This window comes from Curtobacterium sp. 22159, from assembly GCF_052045775.1.
GTDB lineage: Bacteria > Actinomycetota > Actinomycetes > Actinomycetales > Microbacteriaceae > Curtobacterium.
Window position 1 is genome coordinate 36,535 of the sequence record NZ_JBQEPN010000018.1, and the last position, 17,352, is coordinate 53,886.

A 17,352-nucleotide genomic window follows, 5' to 3' on the forward strand; every position below is an offset into this window, starting at 1 on the left:
GTGGAACTCGTCATCAGCGCGGACCGCCTCGAGGCGACGATGCTCGCGGGCGTGCGGCTCGTGGCGTTCTTCGTGATCGCGCCGCCGTTCTCGTACCGGGCCTTCCCGGCGACGGTGAAGGTGATCCTCGGCATCGGGCTCGCCATCGGCGTCGCACCGAAGGTCGCGGCCGGGTACACGTCGCTCGACACGGGCCCGTTCCTGCTCGCGCTCGTGACGCAGCTCGTCGTCGGACTCGCCCTCGGGTTCCTGGTGTTCCTGGTGTTCGCCGCGGTGCAGTCCGCGGGCGCGTTGATCGACCTCTTCGGCGGGTTCACGCTGGCGCAGGCCTTCGACCCGCAGTCCCAGGTGAACGGGGCGCAGTTCACGCGGCTGTTCCAGATGGCGGCGCTCGCCCTGCTCTTCGCGTCCGGTGGATACCAGCTCATCGTCGGCGGGCTCGTCCGGTCGTTCGACGCGGTGCCGCTGACCGGCACGTTCGAGCTCGGCGGCCTCGCCTCGATCCTGGTCACCGCGCTCACCCAGATGTTCCTCGCCACGCTGCAGATCGCCGGTCCGCTCGTCGTCGTGCTCTTCCTGGCCGACGTCGGACTCGGCCTGCTCACCCGCGTCGCCCCGGCGCTGAACGCCTTCCAGATGGGCTTCCCCATCAAGATCGGCCTGACCGTCGTGTTCGCCGGCGCCCTCTTCATGGCGCTGCCGTCCGTGGTGTCGTCGCTCACCGGTGACGCCGTCGCCGCGATCACCGGGCGGGGGTGACCGGGCATGTCCGACAGCGGCGAACGCTCCGAACGAGCGACGCAGAAGCGGATGAAGGAGGTCCACCAGAAGGGCCAGATCGGCCGCTCGCAGGACCTCGGCGCGTGGATCGGCATCGCCGCGGCAGCGCTCATGATGCCTGCCGCGATCGGCAACGCCGCCGCTGCCGGGTCCGAGCAGCTCCGATCGGTGCAACGCGTCATCGCCGACCCCACGATCGGGACGATGAACGCCGTCTTCCACGACGCCCTCGGGTCGGTCGGCGCCACGCTCGGGCCGCTGCTCGGCGTCGTCGCGGTCGCCGTGCTCGCCGCCGCCGTCGCGCAGGGCGGCGTGCACTTCCGCCGGATGACCCCGCAGCCGGACCACTTCGACCCGATCGCCGGTCTCAAGCGCGTGTTCGGGACCCAGGCGCTGTGGAACGGTGCGAAGGCGCTGCTGAAGACCGCGGTCGTCGGCCTCGTGCTCTGGGCGGCGGTGCAGGCGCTCGTCCCGGTGCTCATGACGAGCGGGTCCCTGCCGCTCTCTGCGGTGCTCGACGCCGCGGCCGCCGGGGCGGGCACCCTGCTGCGCGCCGCGATCGCCGCGGGACTGGTCCTCGCGGCACTGGACGTGTTCGTGGTCATCCGACGCAACCGGAAGCGCACCATGATGACCAAGCGCGAGGTCAAGGACGAGAACAAGCACAGCGAGGGCGACCCGCTCGTGAAGTCGCAGCGGCGGTCCCGGCAGCTCGCGATGAGCCGCAACCGGATGATCGGTGCGATCGGTACCGCCGACGTGGTGATGACGAACCCCACGCAGTACGCGGTCGCCCTCACGTACGAACCGGGCCGGTCCGCGCCGCGCGTCGTGGCGAAGGGCGCCGGACCCGTGGCGGCGGTGATCCGTGAGAAGGCGCTCGAGGCCCGGGTCCCGATCGTGCAGGACGTCCCGCTGACCCGGGCGCTGCACGCCGCGTGCGAGCTCGGGCAGGAGGTCCCCGTCGACCTCTACACGCCCGTCGCCCGCGTCCTGTCCTTCGTCATGGCGCTCAAGGCCCGCGGTGCTGCGGCCGGCACGCACACCCCGCCGCGACCGACGACACCCGAGGAGGTCGCGACCGTGCTCGACCCGGCCACCCTGACCGGCGACCTCCGACCCCGCAAGCTCCGCCCGCACCGTCCCGAGAACGCACCAGCCCCCGAGGGAGTCCCCGCATGAACCGCAAGGACCTGCCGAAGCTCGCCGTCCCGGTCTTCATCGTCGGCATCATCCTGCTGCTGATCCTGCCGGTGCCGTCGTTCCTGCTCGACGTCCTGATCATCTGCAACATCCTGCTGGCGCTCGTCATCCTCCTCACGACCCTGTTCGTGAAGAAGCCGCTCGACTTCTCGGTGTTCCCGTCCCTGCTGCTCGTCGCGACGCTGTTCCGGCTCGGCCTCAACGTCGCGTCGACCCGCCTCGTGCTCGGCCAGGGGTTCGCCGGCGACGTCATCCAGGCCTTCGGCCACGTCGCCGTCTCCGGATCGATCATCATCGGCGCGGTGATCTTCCTCATCCTCGTCGTCATCCAGTTCGTCGTCGTGACGAAGGGTGCCGAGCGCGTCGCCGAGGTCGGCGCCCGGTTCACCCTCGACGCCATGCCGGGCAAGCAGATGGCGATCGACGCGGACCTCAACGCGGGGCTCATCACCGACGCGCAGGCGAAGGAGCGTCGTGCCGCGGTGTCCGCCGAGGCCGACTTCTACGGCGCGATGGACGGTGCGTCGAAGTTCGTCAAGGGCGACGCCATCGCCGGCATCCTCATCATCGTCATCAACCTCATCGGCGGCATCGCGATCGGCATGGTCCAGAACGGGCTGTCGATCACCGACGCTCTGTCGAAGTACGGCATCCTCACGATCGGCGACGGCCTGGTCACCCAGATCCCCGCCCTGCTCATGGCGGTCTCGACGGGCATGATCGTCACGCGCTCGGGTGCCGAGACCGAGATCGGCGCGTCGGCGACCACGCAGCTCACCCAGTCCCGGAACGCGCTCCTCATCGCCGGCGTCGCCGCGATCGCGATGGGCTTCATCCCGGGCATGCCGATCGTCCCGTTCCTCGTGATCGGCGCAGCGCTGCTCGTCATCGGTTGGCGGCTCGGGCAGCAGTCCAAGAAGGCGGAGCAGGAAGCCGAACAGCAGGCCGCGCTGGCCGCCGCGGCACCCAGCGCGGACACCCCGGAGGACCTCATCGAGCAGATGCGCGTGCACGCCCTCGAGATCCTGCTCGCACCCGACCTCGTCGACATGGTCTCCGGCGCCTCCGACGACCTGCTCGGCCGGGTCCGTGCGCTCCGCCGCAAGGTCGCCGTCGACATGGGCATCGTCGTGCCGCCCGTGCGGACCCGGGACAGCATCGAGCTGCCGCCGTCCACCTACGCGATCCGGATCGCCGGGGTGGAGGCGGGCCGCGGCACCGCCCCGTCGCGGAGCGTGCTCGCCCTCGGCGACCACCTCGAGGGACTGCCCGGCGAGACCACGGTCGAGCCGGTCTTCGGCCTGGCCAGCAAGTGGGTGCCGGCCGAACTCCGCCACGCCGCGGAGATGACCGGGGCCACCGTCATCGACCGCGTGTCGGTGCTCGTCACGCACCTGCAGGCGATCATCGGCGACAATGCGGCACGGCTCCTCACCCGCGAGGACGTCAAGGTCCTCACCGAGGGTGTCAAGCAGGTCAACCCCGCGGCCGTCGAGGAACTCGTCCCGGGGATGCTCTCGCTCGCCGAGGTCCAGCGCGTCCTGCAGGGCCTGCTCGCCGAGCGCGTGCCCATCAACGACCTCGGCCGCATCTGCGAGGCGCTCACCCTGCGGGCGAAGGTGTCCACCGACCCCGAGGGGCTCGTGGAGGCCGCCCGCGCCGCCCTCGGCCCGGCGCTGCCCGCACGGTACCTCGACGCCGGCACGCTCCGCGTCATCATGATCGACCCGCTCCTCGAGCAGTCGATGCTCGAGGGACTCCGTCCGTCCGAGCAGGGCACGCAGATCGTCCTCGACGCGCACCGCATCGAGCAGGTCCTCGCCTCCGTCCGGGACGCCGTCCGCACCGTCGAGGAGGCCGGCCTCTCCGCCGTGCTCGTGTGCGCGCCCCAACTCCGGCCCGCCGTGCACCGGATGGTGTCCGCCCAGTCGAACGGCCTGCCCGTGCTCTCCTACCAGGAGGCCACGGCTGCGGGGTCCACCATCGAGACCGTGGGAGTGGTCCGTGCCGCCGACCCGATTGCAGCGTAGCGGCGCCACGCTCGACGCGGTGCGGGACGCCGTCCGCGCCGAGTTCGGCGCTGCCGCACGCATCGTGGCCGCCGAACGGGTCACCACGCCGGGCATCGGCGGCCTGTTCCGGAAGGCGCACGTCGAAGCGACCGTCGAGGTCCCCGCCCCCGACGACCTGACGTCGGCCCGCGTCGCGATCGCCGACGGGCCCGTGCAGCGCATCGGCATCGCGGCGCTCCTCGCCGACGCCGAGGAGGCGGAGGCGCGCATCGCCGGCGGTGACGGCACCGCCGCCACGCGCGCCGACGCGTTCGCGTCGCTGCTCGACGGGTTCGTGGCGGACGGCATCACGACCAGCGCCCCGCGCCCAGCCCTCACACCGACGGACGCGGGGACGACCGAACGGGCCGAGCCGCGCCTCCCGGCGGACACCGGACCAGGAGGCGCACCCCGTCGCCGCGACGACGCTGCCGGTCCCGGGACGGGCAGCTCCTCCGCGCCGCCGGTACCCGCGCCGGCTGCGGCCGTCCCCGCGGTGCGGTCCGCCGACGGCGACCTCGTCCTGCTCGTCGGCAGACCCGGCGACGTGGACGCGGCGGCGGGGGTCTTCGCCGCGCGGCACGCGCTCCGTCCCACGGACGCCGCCGACCGCCGGAGCGGCATCCTCGCGCGCGCCGACGGGGTGCGCGAGGGACACGCCCTGCTCGGCGTCGCCGGGTGGGAGGACCACGCGACCCTCACGGCGCTGACGCCGGACCAGGTCTGGGTCGTCGTCGACGTCGGGCGGAAGCCGGCGGACACGGCCGCCATGGTCGCGGCAGTCGCAGGACGGACGCCGATCGCGGGGGTCGTGTCGATCGGTGCGGGGGAGACCGCCACGCCGGAGTCCGTGCACCTGCTGGGGCTGCCCGTCCTGTCGCTAGGCTGAACGGGTGCTGGTACTCACGCGGAAGGTCGGCGAGCGGATCCTCGTCGGTGACGACATCGTCATCACGGTGCTCGACAGCCGCGGGGACGGCGTCCGGATCGGCATCGACGCCCCGCGCGGTGTGAAGATCCAGCGCGAAGAGGTCGTGCGCGCCGTCACCGAGGCGAACGCCGAGGCCGCGGCAGCCGCCGCGGGGTCGGGCGACGACGCCGAGGCGCGGCTGCGCCGGGCGCTCGGGGGCCTGTCGACCCGCGAGACGCCCGACGCCTGACGACGCTTCCGCGCCTGCTGGGAGCTCCAGCTCTGGCGCGCTGGTGCTGGCGCTCGCAGCTCCTGCTCCCGCGCCTGCTCCCGTTACGGGCGGGGCTTCTTCTCCTGCTCGGGCAGCCGGCCAGCGGCGGCCTCGGCCGCGAACCAGGCGCGTGCCTCGTCCTGCCGCGCCTGCTCCGCGCCGAGCGCGATCGGCGCACGGACGTGACCGGGCTCGTACCCGAACGACTCGAGCAGCTGCGGGACGACCGGACGGACCCGCGCGACCAGCCGGTCGATGTACGCGGACACCGCCCGGGCACGCTGTGCCGTGATCCGACCGTGCATGAGGTACCAGTCGAGGTGCTGCTCGAGCAGCCCGAGCGCGAACAGGTCACGCAGCCAGACGAGTACGCGGCGGGTGTCGCCGACGGGCACCTCGTCGATCGCCTCCGTGAAGGCGTCCCACTGCATCAGCTCCGCGTGGGCCTTCGCGGCCTCGATGAGCTCGTGCTGCGAGCGGTTGAGGAGCAGGGCGGCACGGGCTCGGTCCTTGCCCGCCGAGGCCAGGCGCATCCCGATCTCGGTCACCATCGTGTCGACCCGACCGGCGAGCAGCTCGCGCTGGGTCCGGGCGTCCCGCAGGTCGGTGACCGAGGCGGCGAGGGAACCACGGTCGGCCACGGCCTGGCCGATCCGTCGGATGCCGGTCGCGTCGGCGAGCTTCGTGGCCGCCTGCGCCGCGACGAACCGTGCCGTCGACGCCGGGTCCTTCGGCGCCTTCGCACGGAAGTCGGTCAGCAGCCGCTTGCCGACGAGCTGGAGCAGGACGGTGTTGTCGCCCTCGAAGGTGACGTAGACGTCGAGGTCGGCACGGAGGCCGGTGAGCCGGTTCTCGGCGAGGAAGCCCGCTCCGCCGCAGGCCTCGCGGCACTCCTGCAGCGTGTCGAGCGCCGACCACGTCGACATCGACTTGAACGCGGCCGCCTGGGTCTCGAGGTCCTCACGACGCTGCGGCGTGTCCTCGCGACCGCTGAAGACGTCGTCGAACGTCCGCAGCAGCTTCTCGTGGGCGAACGACTGCGCGAACACGGTCGCCAGCCGGGGGATGAGCCGCCGCTGGTGCCGGCCGTAGTCGAGCAGCACGCCCTCCGTGCCGTCGCCGGTGGGGAACTGGCGGCGCTGGGCGGCGTACGTCAGGGCGATCTGCAACCCGATCTTCTGCGCGACCACGGCGGCGCCGTCGAGCGACACCCGGCCCTGCACGAGCGTGCCGAGCATCGTGAAGAAGCGCCGACCGGGTGAGGCGATCGGTGACGAGTACGTGCCGTCGGGCGCGACGTCGCCGTAGCGGTTGAGCAGGTTGGTGCGGGGCACCCGGACGTGGTCGAAGTGCAGCCGACCGTTGTCGATGCCGTTCAGACCGCCCTTGACGCCGTCGTCCTCGCCACCGACACCGGGGAGGAACGCGCCCTCGTCGTCACGGAGCGGGACGTAGAAGGCGTGCACCCCGTGGTCGACGCCCGCGGTGACGAGCTTCGCGAACACGACGGCCGCCTTGCCGTGCAGTGCGGCGTTGCCGATGTAGTCCTTCCACGCGCCGCGGAACGGCGTGTGGATCTCGAACTCCTCCGTCGCCGGGTCGTACGTGGCCGTCGTGGCGATGCTCTGGACGTCAGATCCGTGCCCGGTCTCGGTCATCGCGAAGCAGCCGGGGACCTCGAAGGACACGATGCCGGGCAGGAACTCGCGGTGGTTCCGCTCGGTGCCGAGGTGGTGCACGGCCGAGCCGAACAGTCCCCACTGCACGCCGGCCTTGATCTGCATCGACGGGTCGGCGGTCGTCAGCTCCTCGAACGCGGCGAGGTTGCCGCCGTGGTTGTCCTGGCCGCCGAACTCCGCCGGGTACGGTCGTTGGATCGCACCGGCCTCGACGAGCGTCCGGAGCTGGTCGAGCGTCCGGGCGCGGTGCTCCGGGACGGGCTGGCCCTCGATCTTGTGCATCGACGGGTCCAGGGCGAGCCGGCGGGAGATGCGGCGGTCCTCGGCCCACCGTCCGAGCAGGTGCTCGGCGAGCAGGTCGACGTCGATGCGGACGTCGGTGTCCGTCCCGCCCGTCGGGGTCCCCGCCGCGGGGTCGCCCGCGGCGTCGGCCTTCGGGGTGTTCGTGCTGTGGACGGGTGCGGTGTCGACCATGGTGTCGGAGCCCTCCTGAACTGCTCTGTCCGGTGTTGCAGAGACCACGCTATTGAGCGCACCCGCGAGTGGCATGAACGCCGTCCGGGCCGCACAACGCCGGACCGCTCGTCGGTGCGGCGCCTCGTGGGAACCCTCCAAAACCGGCGCCCGCGAATTCCTGATCGCGCCGTGACGATTGTGCACGGCGGGGTCGGAGCAGGCAGACTGTCCGGCATGTCAGGTACCACCGCACCGGAACGCAACCCGGAGCAGAAGCGCACGTTCTTCGGACAGCCGTTCGAGCTGTCGACGCCGTTCGCGGTCGAGCTCTGGGAGCGGTTCTCCTTCTACGGGATGCAGGGCATCGTCCTCATCTACATGTACTACACGCTCTCGCAGGGCGGCCTGGGGATCGACAAGGGCATCGCCAGCGGGATCATGGGTGCGTACGGCGGTGCCGTGTACCTCTTCACGATCATCGGCGCGTGGATCGCCGACCGGCTGCTCGGCGCGGACCGCACGCTGTTCGGCAGCGCCATCGTGGTCATGCTCGGGCACATCGCCCTCGCCCTCATCCCCGGAGTCGCCGGAGTCGGTGTCGGCCTGGTGCTCATCGCGCTCGGCTCCGGCGGACTCAAGGCCACGGCGACCACGATCGTCGGCGGGCTCTACAGCCGCGACGACCCCCGCCGCGACGCCGGGTTCTCGCTGTACTACCTCGGCGTGAACCTCGGCGCGTTCTTCGGTCCGCTCCTCACCGGGCTGCTGCAGACCTCGCTCGGCTTCCACTACGGCTTCGGCCTCGCCGCCGTCGGCATGGCAGCGGGCCTCGTGCAGTACGCGATCCGGCGCCGAAAGCTCCCCGAGGTCGTGCGGCACGTCACGAACCCGGTCGACCGGCGTCGGCTGCCCCTCATCGGCGGGATCGTCGTCGTCGGCCTCGTCGTCATCGTCGTCGCGGTGCTCACCGGCCTGCTCAACGTCGAGAACCTCCCGACGGTCGTGGTCGCGATCGTCGTGCTCGCCACCATCGCGTACTTCGTGGTGATCCTCACGAGCGGCATCACCGCCGTGGAACGCTCCCGGGTGCTCGCGTTCATCCCGCTGTTCATCGGGAGCGCCGTGTTCTGGTCGCTGTACCAGCAGCAGTTCACCGTCGTGACCGTGTACTCCGACCAGCGTCTCGACCGCTCGCTGTTCGGCTGGGACATGCCGGTGTCGTGGGTGCAGTCGATCAACCCGGTGTTCATCATCGTGCTGTCGGGCGTCTTCGCCGCGATCTGGACCAAGCTCGGCGACCGCCAGCCCTCGACGCCGACGAAGTTCGCGCTCGGCACCGGCATCATGGGCGTCGCGTTCCTGCTGTTCCTGCCCTTCGTGCACTCGGGGAAGAACGGCACGCCGCTGCTCGCCCTCGTCGGCATCCTGCTCGTCTTCACGATCGCCGAGCTCCTGCTCTCGCCCGTCGGTCAGTCCGTGGCAACGAAGCTCGCTCCGCCGAAGTTCCAGACGCAGATGGTCGCGCTGTTCTTCCTGTCGGTGTCGCTCGGCACCGCCGTCACCGGCGTGCTGTCGCGGTACTACTCCCCCGAGAACGAGGCGCCGTACTTCACCGTCCTCGGACTCGCCGCCGTCATCGTCGGTGTCGTGCTGCTCGTCCTCGCCAAGCCGGTGCTGAAGCTCATGCGTGGCATCCGCTAACCTGAGGACAGCCACACCGGCCCCGCAACCAAGGAGTCATCAATGCTCGAACTCATCGCAGGCGTCATCATCGGAGTCGGCGTGCTCGGTGGCGTGGGGGTCTGCATGGCCTTCGCCGCCATGATGAAGAGCGGCTCCGAGGAGTACTAGGCCTCGCTCACCGGTGCCGTCTCGATCGGCACCAACTGACGACTCAGGACGGTCGCGCGCTCGAAGGGGCCGCGGCCGTCCTCCGTGTACACGGGGTCCTCGAACGCGACCGTCCACGACAGCGGCTCGCCCACGCCCGGGTAGCCGACGAGCTGGTTGCCGCCGGGAGCGACGATCACGCCGATGGGTTCGCCGGCCCAGCGCTCACCACCCCGGTCGGTGGGGACGACCTGCACGAGCGCCCCGATGCCGAGGCCCGGGCGGTCGTCGGGCTGCGGGCTGGGGGAGCGACGGCGTCCGAACACGCGCCAACCGTAGCGCGTCCCGTTCCGGTCGCGCGCCTCCTGGCCTGCGCTCGGCCGGCCGCGACGAGTGCGCGCGACATGCCTCGTGCGTTCCGTCGAGGGGGCAGAACGTGCCGCCGGCGGGCGCCGAGAGTGACGTATTTCGCGCACTCGGGGTGGGGGCGGACGGACGGGAGGTGCGGGTCGGGCCGGTTGCGCGCCTCCTGGCCCGCGGACGGCTGGCGGCGCCGAGTGCGCGGGGCACGCCGCGTGCGTTGCGTCGAGTGGGCAGAACGTGCCGCTGGCGGGCGCCCAGAATGACGTATGTTGCGCATTCGGGGTGGGGCGGACGGACGGGAGGCGCGGGTCGGGCCGGTCGCATGGCTGGCGGCGCCGAGTGCGCGGGACATGCCGCGTGCGTTGCGTCGAGTGGGCAGATCGTGCCGCTGGCGGGCGCCGAGCGTGACGTATTTCGCCCACTCGGCGCGGCGCGCCGCCGCCGGGCGCGGCTACGCCTCCGGCGCCGCGGCCCGGGCGATCTCGGTGATCGACGAGTGGCCCGTGTCCGGGTGCTTCCGCATCGACAGCAGCCGCTCCATCGAGGGCTCGAGCGCCGTCACCTTGTCGAGCGGCGCGCTCACGACGAGCTGGAACCCGAGCCGGAGCCACGCCGTCACGGCACGTCCGGCGAACTCGGAGTCCGCCTTGATGAACGCCTCGTCGAGGAACACCGGTGCGAACCGCGGCCGGGGCCGGGTCTCGTCGCCGAGCTGGTAGCGCAGGGCGGCGCCGACGATGAACGCCACGAGCTCCTGCGTCTCCCCGCCGGACTTGTCGCCGAGCGACGAGTACACGCCGAGGTCGTTGCCGTCGGTGTCGTAGCGGACGGCCGTGATCTCCATGTGCCGACGGACGTCGAGCACGGCGTCCCGCTGCGTCGTCCGGCCCCGGGGTGCCTCGGGGTCGGGGCGGATGACGGCCATGAAGCGTCGGAGCCGGCGGAACCGGGTCTCGAGGACGTCGTCGGTCAGCTCCGTGTCGACCGACGCGGACAGGGCACGGAGCTCGCGGCGGAACGCGGTGACGTCCTCGCGGGTGACGCGGCGGATCTGGATCTTCAGGCGGTCCCGGTTCGCGCCGAACGGCAGCTCGCGGAGGATCTCGTTGACGGGCTCCAGGCGCTCCTCGATCTCGACGACGGCGCGGTCGAACGCCCCGGCGAGCGGGACGAGGTCCTCACCGCTCCACTGCGACAGCCGTCGGCGCCACTCGGAGCGCCGGGCGTGCAACCCGGTCGCCACGATCTGGTCGAGGATCGCTCGGTAGTCGGGGTAGGAGGCGACACCGGTGCCGAGGTTCGGGTCGGGCCAGGCGTCCTGGTAGCGCTGGAACGTCAGCGTGAGCGCGTTCGACGCCGACGCCGCGCCGTCGAGCGCCTGTGAGAGCCGTTCCTCGAGCCGGCGCTTCAACCGTCGCGTGGCGTCGTCGAAGCCGTCGATGCCGTCGGGCGCGCCGACCTCGGCGAAGGTCTCCGACAGCAGACGCGCCTGTTCGGCGTCGGGGAGGGACCCCGGTGCGTCCGAGAACCGCTCGAGGATCTCGGCGGCGGCGTCCTGCCCGTCGACCAGCACCGCGTGTCGCTCCTCGAGCCGTGCGACCGTCTGTCGGGCGGCGGCGCGGCGGTCGGCGGCCTCGTCGAGGGACTTCCGGAGGCGCGCCACCGACTCGCGGAGGGTGCGGAGCCCGTCGTCGGCTGCGAGCAGGGCCTGCCGTTCCTCGTCGAGCCGCGCCAGCGAGGCCTCGAGGCCCTCGACGTCGATCGCGTCCCACGTCACGTCCACGACGTGCTGGTGCGCCGCCCGGAGGGTGTCGAGCGCTGCGATGTCCTGCGCGACGTCCGTCCGCCGGGCCTCGAGCGTCGCGAGGTCCTGCGCGATGGACGCGAGCTCGTCCTCGACCGAGGCCACGCGCGCCTCGTTCGTGAACCCGATGACGTTCGCCTGGCGCCGGTCGCCGTGGGCGCCGCGCCGTCCGTCGCGGAGCTGACCGGACTCGGTCACCCGACGGCCCGGACCGGAGAGTTCCGCCGCGTCGGTGACGCAACGGGCGTCGGTGCGCTCCGATTCGATCCGCTCCCGCACCCACGTGCTGAACGGCGACGACTTGATCGCGAGCTTGCCGGACACCATCGAGGGGTCGCCGGCGAGGTCGAGGTGGGGACCGGTGGGGACCCCCTCGAACTGCACGCGCACGGGCAGCCGGAGGGAGTCGATCGCCTCGCTGAAGTCGGCCAGGCGGTCCTGGTCGACCAGCAGCGTCCGGGCGACCGGGGCCAGCACGGACTCGATCGCCGTGCGCCAGCGTTCCTCGCCGGGCAGGACGTCGAGCAGCTCCGCGACGAAGGGCAGGTCGGCGGGGTCGATGCCGGCGGCGCGGGCCATGGCGAGCCGCGCTTCGTGCATCGGCAGCGGCATCGCGCCCTGGCGGTGTTCGAGCGACTGGCGTTCCTGGCGGAGGGAGCGCTCCCGGTCGAGCAGCGGGTACTCCTCGCGCGTCAGGGCGTCACGCCGGTCGTCGAGTGCCGTGCGCTGTGCGGCGTAGGTGCCAAGGAACTCGTGCGAGGCCCGCTGCGCCGCGGTGAAGTCGGCCTCGGTCGTGACGGGTCGCGCGAGCACCGCCGTCCGCTCGTCGAACGTGGCCCGGGTCCGGACCACGGCGTCGCGCTCGCGGGTGCGACGGTCGATGCGGTCCTCCAGCTGGGCGAGCGCGTTGCCGCCCTGGTCGCGCAGTCGGGCCTCGGCGTCGCGCAGTTCGATCTCGACGGCCCCGTGCCGGGCCTCGGCGGCGGCGACCTCGGCGCGGGACGCGGTGCGCTCCCGGGCGTTCCGCTCGACCTCGGCGTCGAGCAGTTCCCGCTTGCGGGTCGCGGTCCAGTGGGCGAAGGGGGACACCTCGGCGCCCGTGGCGATGCCGTCGAGCGCCTCGGCCGCGGCACGCGAGCGCTCGATCTCCTCGTGGAGCCCGGTGATGGGGGAGAGGATCCGGACCTTTCGCTCCTCGGTGTCCATCGCCTCGTACGCCTCGTCGAGGGCGGAGAAGTGCGCGAGGGCCCGGTCGGCTGCGTCGTACGTGCCGGGGGTCTCGAGCACGAGCGACTTGTACAGCGCGTCGACGGTCGGCAGGTGCTGCCCGGCCTGGATGCGGGCGAGCAGGCGCATCGCCCGGTTGCCCCCGCCGGAGTCGCCGATGCCGAGCCGGGTCTGCAGCGTGTACGCGAGCTCCTGGTAGGTGTCCCGGATGACGAGCCCGGGCACGCGGCCGGTGAGCTCGAGGTGGTGGAACCGCGACGGCACGAACTCCTCGAGCCGGCGGAGGTCGAACGTGTCGTCGACGGTCGCCATCGTCATCTGGATGTCGCCGACACCGCGGGCCCGCTTCGGCACGATGTACGCGCGCAGCACGGTGAACCGTCGCTCGTCGTCGTTGCGGAACGTGACCGCGACCGCACCCCACGTCGTCTGGTCATCACCGCGGAGGTTCACGTCGCGCAGGGCGCCGGACTCCGGGTCTCGGCGGGTGTCGACCTTCCCGCGCAGGTAGGTCAGCAGGTTCCGTTGGTCCGCGCTCCTCGCGCGCCCCGTGGTGGCGTCGTTCGAGGCGCCGTTGAACGGCACGTCGGAGGGCATCATCACGGCGAGGTACGCGTCCATGAGCGTCGACTTGCCGGTGCCGGACGCGCCCGAGATGAGCGTGGCGGTACCGGACAGCTCGACCTGCCGGTGCCCGTGGAACCCGCCCCAGTTCACGACCTGCATCGACTCGGCGCGCCACTGCGCCACGGTGTCGAACAGGGCGGTCATCCCGAAGGCGTCGGTCGCGGTGTCGGTCATGCTTCCGTCTCGCCTTCGTCGTCGGTGTCGGTGGGTGCGGACGGGAGGCGCGGCTCGTCCCCGTCCCTCGGGTCGCCGCCCTGCGCGGCGGCGTTCCGCAGCCAGGCGTCGAGTTCGAGGAGCCGCTCGAGGGGGAGCAGCACCTCGACCACGCTGGCGACGCGGAAGCGGTCCGGGTCCGTGGTGCGGAGCAGGATGCGCGCGGTCACGAGCCGTTCGATCGCCTTCGCCACCCGGCCCTCGTCGCGGGTGCGGTCCGTCGCGGTCGCGGGACGGAACCCGGCGACGTGGCCGAGGATCTCCGACCGGTCGACGACGACCTGGTCGAGCCCCGGCCGGGTGTCGGCGCGGAGGCGCATCCGCAGGTAGACGAGGACGATCGTCTCCTCGCGGGTGTACGGCACGTCGCGGAGCAGGGTCGGGAAACCGCGCCGCTGGCTCTCCGGACGCGCCTGGCGCTTCCAGGCGACCTCGCGGTCCCGGTCCACGTGGAGCTCGAGGAAGAGGTCGTTGAGGCGGGAGCGCAGCTGGTACTCGGTGTCGAGCACGGTGCGCCATTCGTCGGCGTGGGTGCGTGCGCTGACGTACGGGTTCCGCAGGAGGGCGACGAGCGCGCGGCGCTGGCGGTCGTCGAGCCGTCCCTCGTCGCCCTCGAAGAGCGCGAAGCTCGTCTCGTCGCGCTCGTCGTCGTCCTCGATCGTCGCCGTGACGTCGTCGGGGACCGTCTCGTCGACCGGTGCCGGCGTCGTGTCGCTCACCGCGCCTCCTGTGCGTGCTCGTCGTTCGTCGTGTCGTGGGGCCGGTCGCGGTGCTCGCCGGTGAGGGTCGCCGTCGGCATGTGGAAGGTGACCGGGGTGCCGTCCGGCCGCACCGTGCGGTGTTCGGCGACGTGCGCGGCGGTCTCGAAGTCGTCGTGCCCGGTGAGCAGGTGCGCGAGCCCGAACAGCTCGACCGGGCGACGCTGCTCGGGCGGCAGCTCGTGGAACGCCTCGACGCTCGAGTCGCCGGCGGCGAAGCGCAGGGCGGCGCGGAGCTCGGTGAGCAGCGGGCCGCCGTGGCGGCGGAGCGTCTCGACGTCGAGCTCCTCGAACACGTCGTCGTCCGGCTCCTCGATCGGCGGCGGGACGGACTCGGCATCGGGGTCGTAGAACCGCTCGCGCAGCGTCCCGACCTCGGCCGTGGCGGGGAGGAGTCCGAGCGGCAGACGGTCCCGCGGGGACCCCTGCTCCATCCACGTCGCCAGCCCGCGGTTGACCGACCGGAGCACGGCGTCGAGTTCACGGTCGCGGACGACGTCGTGCGCCACGATCTGGTCGCGCAGGGTCGCGGTGAGCTGCCGTCGCTGGGCGAGGACGTCCTCGATGCCCTGGCGGAGGATGACGACCGTGTTCCGGAAGGCGCGGCGCTCGGCGGCACCGAGCGACTCGGCGAAGGGGTGGGCGAGGATCGTCGCGATGTCGTCCCGGAGACGGAGCAGGAGCGCGTCGTCGCGGAGGAGCTCGAACGCGCCCTCGAACGCACGCCCCTCGGGGGTCGCCTCCATGAGGTTGTCGGTGCGCGCCAGGTAGTCGTCGAGGATCTCGCCGATCGGACGGACCTCTTGCCGGAAGTCCTCGACGATCGAACGGTGCATGGCCGCGACGGCTTCCTCGACGCGCTTGAAGTCGCTGGGGAGCTGACGTATGAGGTCGGAGATGTTCGTGTACCCGTCGCGCATGCGGGCGTCGTCGACCGTGTCCACCTCACCCTGCGCGAGCCGGTCGCGCTCGGCCTGCAACTCGGCGATCTGCGCGTCGATGCGGCGGATCTGCACGTCCGGGTCGGGCTCCGCGCGCGCCGCCCACCGGTGGACGGCGTCGACGATCATCGCCAGGCGGCTCTCGCTGATGAGCGCGCGGTCCGCCGAGAGCGCGTCGACGAGGGAGAGCGCTTCGAGGGCGTGGCTCGTCAGCGAGTACTGCTCGTCGCCGTCCGGGGAGTTCGACCGGACGAGCCACTGCGCCGCGACCCACTCACGGCAGAGCGTGCGGCCGTTCGGACGCGCGTCGGGGTCGCCCTCGGGGTTCTCGCTCGCGGGGACACGTGCACCGGTGGCCTGGAGCCGCGCCACGTGCTCCTCGACCTGCAGGTGCATGCGGTCCGCGGGGACGTACTGCACGTCGCGGTCGAACACCGTGCGGAACACGGCGAGCACGGTGGCGCTGGTCGGCCGGGACATGAGCCGCAGGGTCGGTCGCTCGAGGACCGCTCGGACCCGGGCGAACTCGAGGTCGACGTCGGTCATGTGCCCCTTCGTCCGGTCCGGTTGCCTGCTTCGTGAGATGACGAGAGCCCGACGCGACTGCGCCGGGCTCTTGGGGTGGGCGATACCAGACTCGAACTGATGACCTCTTCGGTGTGAACGAAGCGCGCTACCAACTGCGCCAATCGCCCCCTGCACTGTGCGTGCCAGTCGATAGTAGCGGATCCCGGGCGGTCCGCCGAACACGACGTCCTTCCCGGGTGTGGCGCGGTGGTGGATCGGAGGCGACCACCTGCTGTTCGCACGCCCGAACGGCCATCGATCGGCATGAACACGGGGGACACGCCCGGTGAACGAGGAGGATTTTGGCGGATGCCCCTCGGTTCGTATAGAGTTTACGTCGTCGCCGCGACAGCGGGTCAGACAAATGCGGATGTGGCGCAGTGGTAGCGCATCACCTTGCCAAGGTGAGGGTCGCGAGTTCGAATCTCGTCATCCGCTCGAGTGTGGTTCCCCACGGGGCGCCACGACTCACCAGAGGGTATCCCACCGTTCGGGTACTCACGGAGACGTGAACCTCGATGGTGGGGTGGCCGAGAGGCTAGGCAGCGGCCTGCAAAGCCGTCCACGCGGGTTCGAATCCCGTCCCCACCTCCAGTTCAACTCCTCTGGGCGATTGGCGCAGCGGTAGCGCGCTTCCCTGACACGGAAGAGGTCACTGGTTCGATCCCAGTATCGCCCACAGAATGAAAGCCCCCGGAGTTCCGGGGGCTTTCGTGTTCCATCACCACGCCACTGATGGAGCGTGCGCCGAGCACGATGGTGGAGACGACGTCAGGAGCGCGCGCGGCGCGCGACGCGGCCGTCAATGACACCGTCTCGGGTGCGCCGCGGCGGTGTCCACCGCTGCGGCGACGAGGAGGGGTGCGGCGAACGCGAGGATCCGGCTGCCCATCGCGATGACGAGAGGCTGTCACGGAGCGGCTTGGTCGAAGAGCCGGCCGGTGACGCTGGTCGGCTCGAGCACGACGGTGGCGCGCTTCGGCGTGGGGAGCATCGAGCGGATGCGCTGCGCCGTCACGTGCCGGATGTCGGGGATGTGGGCGGTTCCCCTCACCACGACGCTCCATGCGGTCCACCCGTCGTGTTCGTCGACCTCCATGACGATCTCGCGCCCGGAATGGACGGCGTCGAGGATGACGTTGCTCGACGTCGCGAAGACCAACTGTCGCGCCTCGGCGACGTAGTTCACCGGGACGACCTCCAGGGACTCCTCTGTGCGGAAGGCGACACGAGCGATGCGCGAGCGGTGGAGTCGTTCCCAGCACTGGTCGGCGTCGAGCCTGACGACGAGTTCGTCCAGCGGGGTCGCGTCGGCTCGCTCCGTTCCCTGAGCCTTCGCCTCGTTCGTCTCGTTCGAAGGTCCGGTCGCCGCTGCGTCCATTGTCTTGCCTCCTGGTCTGCGGGACGGAACGAGCGTGATCGCTCCGATTTCTCGCCCGGTCGGACCAGCATGCGACGGCCCGTTGCTCGTGCCCAGGGTCGGAAGTCCCACGGACGCGGGACGAGGGCCACGTCGAGTGTGGACGCGCCCAGGGACCGTTCCGGGTTCGAGGAGCGGAGGATCCGGTCGCGGACTCCGAGCTCCAGGACCGCGGCCCGGCAGGACCGGCGGCAGGGCACAAGGGTCCCGCCCCGTCCGCGTGGTGACCAGGCAGGGTCGGGAGGCGCGGTG

The 17,352-nt window shown here is 71.7% G+C and carries 12 protein-coding genes and 4 tRNA genes; 9 read left to right on the forward strand and 7 right to left on the reverse strand.

Annotation, left to right across the window (positions count from 1 at the left end):
* From ACTJKO_RS17005 to csrA, 5 genes are read left to right on the forward strand one after another with little or no spacing between them, the layout of a single operon-like run.
* Positions 1 to 759, forward strand: a complete 759-nt coding sequence (locus ACTJKO_RS17005; protein WP_440690484.1) for a flagellar biosynthetic protein FliR — start codon at positions 1 to 3, stop codon at positions 757 to 759.
* A gap of 6 nt (positions 760 to 765) precedes the next feature.
* Complete coding sequence (locus ACTJKO_RS17010; RefSeq protein ID WP_440690486.1) at positions 766 to 1,962, forward strand: EscU/YscU/HrcU family type III secretion system export apparatus switch protein; 1,197 nt, start codon at positions 766 to 768, stop codon at positions 1,960 to 1,962.
* Positions 1,959 to 4,013 carry a flagellar biosynthesis protein FlhA gene (locus tag ACTJKO_RS17015; protein ID WP_440690488.1) on the forward strand — a complete coding sequence of 685 codons (2,055 nt, stop codon included), beginning with the start codon at positions 1,959 to 1,961 and terminating at the stop codon, positions 4,011 to 4,013. Before ACTJKO_RS17010 ends, ACTJKO_RS17015 begins: the two co-directional genes overlap by 4 nt.
* Positions 3,988 to 4,923, forward strand: coding sequence for a hypothetical protein (locus ACTJKO_RS17020; RefSeq protein ID WP_440690490.1), 936 nt, complete (start codon positions 3,988 to 3,990; stop codon positions 4,921 to 4,923). The genes ACTJKO_RS17015 and ACTJKO_RS17020 overlap by 26 nt, the downstream gene beginning before the upstream one ends.
* 4 nt (positions 4,924 to 4,927) lie before the next feature.
* Positions 4,928 to 5,194, forward strand: a complete 267-nt coding sequence (gene csrA / locus ACTJKO_RS17025) for a carbon storage regulator CsrA (protein ID WP_440690492.1) — start codon at positions 4,928 to 4,930, stop codon at positions 5,192 to 5,194.
* A gap of 83 nt (positions 5,195 to 5,277) precedes the next feature.
* On the opposite strand, the gene ACTJKO_RS17030 is transcribed toward csrA, so the two are convergent.
* Positions 5,278 to 7,368: an acyl-CoA dehydrogenase family protein gene (locus tag ACTJKO_RS17030; RefSeq protein WP_440690494.1), complete on the reverse strand. Its 2,091-nt coding sequence runs from the start codon at positions 7,366 to 7,368 to the stop codon at positions 5,278 to 5,280.
* 216 nt (positions 7,369 to 7,584) lie between these two features.
* Between ACTJKO_RS17030 and ACTJKO_RS17035 the strand changes: the two genes are divergently transcribed.
* Positions 7,585 to 9,051 (forward strand): peptide MFS transporter, encoded by a 1,467-nt coding sequence (locus tag ACTJKO_RS17035; RefSeq protein WP_440690496.1) that lies wholly within the window; start codon positions 7,585 to 7,587, stop codon positions 9,049 to 9,051.
* Between the two features lie 146 nt (positions 9,052 to 9,197).
* Here the strand turns inward: ACTJKO_RS17035 and ACTJKO_RS17040 are convergent, their stop codons facing one another.
* From ACTJKO_RS17040 to ACTJKO_RS17060, 5 genes are all read right to left on the reverse strand, one after another.
* A complete protein-coding gene (locus ACTJKO_RS17040; protein ID WP_440690498.1) occupies positions 9,198 to 9,506 on the reverse strand; it encodes a hypothetical protein in 309 nt (102 codons plus the stop codon).
* Between the two features lie 488 nt (positions 9,507 to 9,994).
* Entirely contained in the window at positions 9,995 to 13,375 is a 3,381-nt protein-coding gene (locus tag ACTJKO_RS17045; RefSeq protein WP_440690500.1) for an ATP-binding protein, read from the reverse strand.
* The gene (locus ACTJKO_RS17050) at positions 13,372 to 14,133 is read right to left on the reverse strand and encodes a DUF4194 domain-containing protein (protein WP_440690502.1); all 762 of its coding nucleotides are present in this window, start codon (positions 14,131 to 14,133) and stop codon (positions 13,372 to 13,374) included. The genes ACTJKO_RS17045 and ACTJKO_RS17050 overlap by 4 nt, the downstream gene beginning before the upstream one ends.
* Positions 14,130 to 15,659: a DUF3375 domain-containing protein gene (locus tag ACTJKO_RS17055; protein ID WP_440690504.1), complete on the reverse strand. Its 1,530-nt coding sequence runs from the start codon at positions 15,657 to 15,659 to the stop codon at positions 14,130 to 14,132. The genes ACTJKO_RS17050 and ACTJKO_RS17055 overlap by 4 nt, the downstream gene beginning before the upstream one ends.
* Positions 15,660 to 15,735: 76 nt before the next feature.
* Positions 15,736 to 15,808: transfer RNA gene (locus ACTJKO_RS17060), tRNA-Val, on the reverse strand.
* Positions 15,809 to 16,046: 238 nt separating this feature from the next.
* On the opposite strand from ACTJKO_RS17060, the gene ACTJKO_RS17065 reads away from it, so the two are divergent.
* The 3 genes from ACTJKO_RS17065 (at position 16,047) to ACTJKO_RS17075 (ending at position 16,359) form a co-directional block, all read left to right on the forward strand.
* A tRNA-Gly gene (locus tag ACTJKO_RS17065) sits at positions 16,047 to 16,118 on the forward strand.
* Between the two features lie 82 nt (positions 16,119 to 16,200).
* Positions 16,201 to 16,274, forward strand: a tRNA-Cys gene (locus ACTJKO_RS17070).
* Positions 16,275 to 16,287: 13 nt separating this feature from the next.
* Positions 16,288 to 16,359: transfer RNA gene (locus ACTJKO_RS17075), tRNA-Val, on the forward strand.
* A 231-nt stretch (positions 16,360 to 16,590) separates the two neighbouring features.
* On the opposite strand, the gene ACTJKO_RS17080 is transcribed toward ACTJKO_RS17075, so the two are convergent.
* Positions 16,591 to 17,061 carry a pyridoxamine 5'-phosphate oxidase family protein gene (locus tag ACTJKO_RS17080; protein ID WP_440690506.1) on the reverse strand — a complete coding sequence of 157 codons (471 nt, stop codon included), beginning with the start codon at positions 17,059 to 17,061 and terminating at the stop codon, positions 16,591 to 16,593.
* Positions 17,062 to 17,352 lie beyond the last annotated feature (291 nt).